This window comes from Streptomyces sp. NPDC007205 (assembly GCF_040634095.1).
Classification (GTDB): domain Bacteria; phylum Actinomycetota; class Actinomycetes; order Streptomycetales; family Streptomycetaceae; genus Streptomyces.
This window is the reverse complement of the sequence record NZ_JBEYEW010000161.1, coordinates 1-1,919: the sequence shown is the minus strand read 5'-3', so window position 1 is coordinate 1,919 and position 1,919 is coordinate 1. Positions and strand designations below refer to the sequence as shown.

1 protein-coding gene and 2 pseudogenes are annotated in these 1,919 nt (G+C 68.9%); all 3 read left to right on the top strand.

The window, feature by feature from the left end:
- Nucleotides 1-99: 99 nt before the first annotated feature.
- Nucleotides 100-657: pseudogene (locus ABZ624_RS42890) on the top strand (methionine adenosyltransferase domain-containing protein); the annotation flags it as partial.
- Nucleotide 658: 1 nt separating this feature from the next.
- Nucleotides 659-1,630, top strand: a complete 972-nt coding sequence (locus ABZ624_RS42885; protein ID WP_360101161.1) for a carbohydrate kinase family protein — start codon at nucleotides 659-661, stop codon at nucleotides 1,628-1,630.
- Between the two features lie 75 nt (nucleotides 1,631-1,705).
- Nucleotides 1,706-1,919: pseudogene (locus ABZ624_RS42880) on the top strand (IS3 family transposase); the annotation flags it as partial.

Below are 1,919 nucleotides of genomic sequence, written 5' to 3'. Positions count from 1 at the left end.
GCAGCCCGATCGCCTACGAAACAGCGTCCCGACCAACATCAACTACGCTGACACCAGCCGCATAACCCGTGTCCAGGATTCGGGGTCAAGGCCCCCCACGTCGTCGAGTACGAACTGGCCCGCCTGGCCGACGACGGCACCCACGTGGACACCGAGGGCTATCGCCTGCTGGTCAACCCGACGGGCAGGTTCGAGAGCGGCGGGCCGATGGGCGACGCCGGCCTGACCGGCCGCAAGATCATCATCGACACCTACGGCGGCATGGCCCGCCACGGCGGCGGCGCCTTCTCCGGCAAGGACCCCTCCAAGGTCGACCGCTCAGCCGCCTACGCCATGCGCTGGGTCGCCAAGAACATCGTCGCCACCAACCTCGCCCGCCGCTGCGAGGTCCAGGTCGCCTACGCCATCGGCAAAGCCCAACCGGTCGGCCTCTTCGCCGAGACCTTCGGCACCGCCGCCGTACCACAGACGGTGATCGAGCGCGCCGTCCGCCAGGTATTCGACCTGCGCCCGGCCGCCCTCATCCACGACCTCGACCTGCTCCGCCCGATCTACAACCAGACCGCCGCGTACGGCCACTTCGGCCGCGAGCTGCCCGACTTCACCTGGGAGCGCACGGATCGCATAGACGCACTGCGGCGCGCGGCGGGATGCTGACATGCGGATCGCCGTCACCGGCTCCATCGCCGCCGACCATCTGATGACGTTCCCCGGCCGCATCACCGACCAGCTACTGCCCGACCACCTCCACCACGTCTCCCTCTCCTTCCTGGTCGACACGCTGGAGATCCGCGACGGCGGCGTGGCCGCCAACATCGCTTACGGCCTGGCGTGTCTGGGCCACCGGCCGTTGCTGATCGGCGCCGTCGGCCCCGACTTCCCAGACGGCCACGGGCGGAGACTGGCCGACCGGGGCGTGGACATCTCGGCCGTCCACGTATCCCCAACCCGGCACACCGCCCGCTTCCTGTGCACCACCGACCTCAACGGCAACCAGATCGCCTCCTTCTACCCAGGAGCAATGTCCGAGGCCGCTGGCATCGACCTCGCGACCGTCCTGCACGGCCACGGCGGCGCCGACCTCGTCCTCATCGGCGCCGACGACCCGACCGCCATGATCCACCACACACAAGCCTGCCGCACCCACAGCATCCGCTTCGCCGCCGACCCAGCCCAGCAACTGACCCGGCTCAACGGCGACCAGATTCGTGAACTCGTCCACGGCGCCGACTACTTGTTCACCAACGAATACGAACACGCACTGCTGCTCGCCAAGACCGGCTGGAGCCGTTCCGACGTCCTGCATCGGGTCGGCACCTGGGTCACCACCCTCGGCGAGAACGGCAGCTGCATCGAACGCGTCGACGCCTCACCCATATACATCCCCGCCGTCCCTGCCGACCGCATCGCCGACCCGACCGGCGCCGGCGACGCCTTCCGCGCCGGATACCTGGCCGCCCTGGCTGCAGGACGTGCCCCCTCACAATGCGCCCACCTGGGATCGGCACTGGCCACCCTCGCCCTGTCCCACACCGGTACCCAGACCTACACCACCGCCCCCGCCCACCTGCGCGAACTCCTCACCGGCGCGTGCGAGACGGAGACCCCCATAGGAAACGAACCGACGTGACGGGGACTGTAAGAGAACAGCGGACTGAACCGTTCCGGGTTCGGTAGGGACTCGATCATTTGAGAGGATCGAGCCATGGCACGTCCTTCCCAGTACCCGCTTGAGGTGCGCCGTCGTGCGGTGCGGATGGTCGCCGAGGTGCGGCCGGAGTACGACACCGAGTGGGCCGCGATGAAAGCGGTCGCCCAGAAACTGGGCATCGGCACGACCGAGACGCTGCGCAAGTGGGTGCGGCAGGACCAGACCGACGCCGGGACCCGCCCGGGACGACGACGGAGGCATCCGCGCA

Coding starts and splice junctions, on each gene's coding strand:
- ABZ624_RS42885 (WP_360101161.1), top strand. CDS start 659: ATGCGGATCGCCGTCACCGGCTCCATCGCCGCCGACCATCTGATGACG.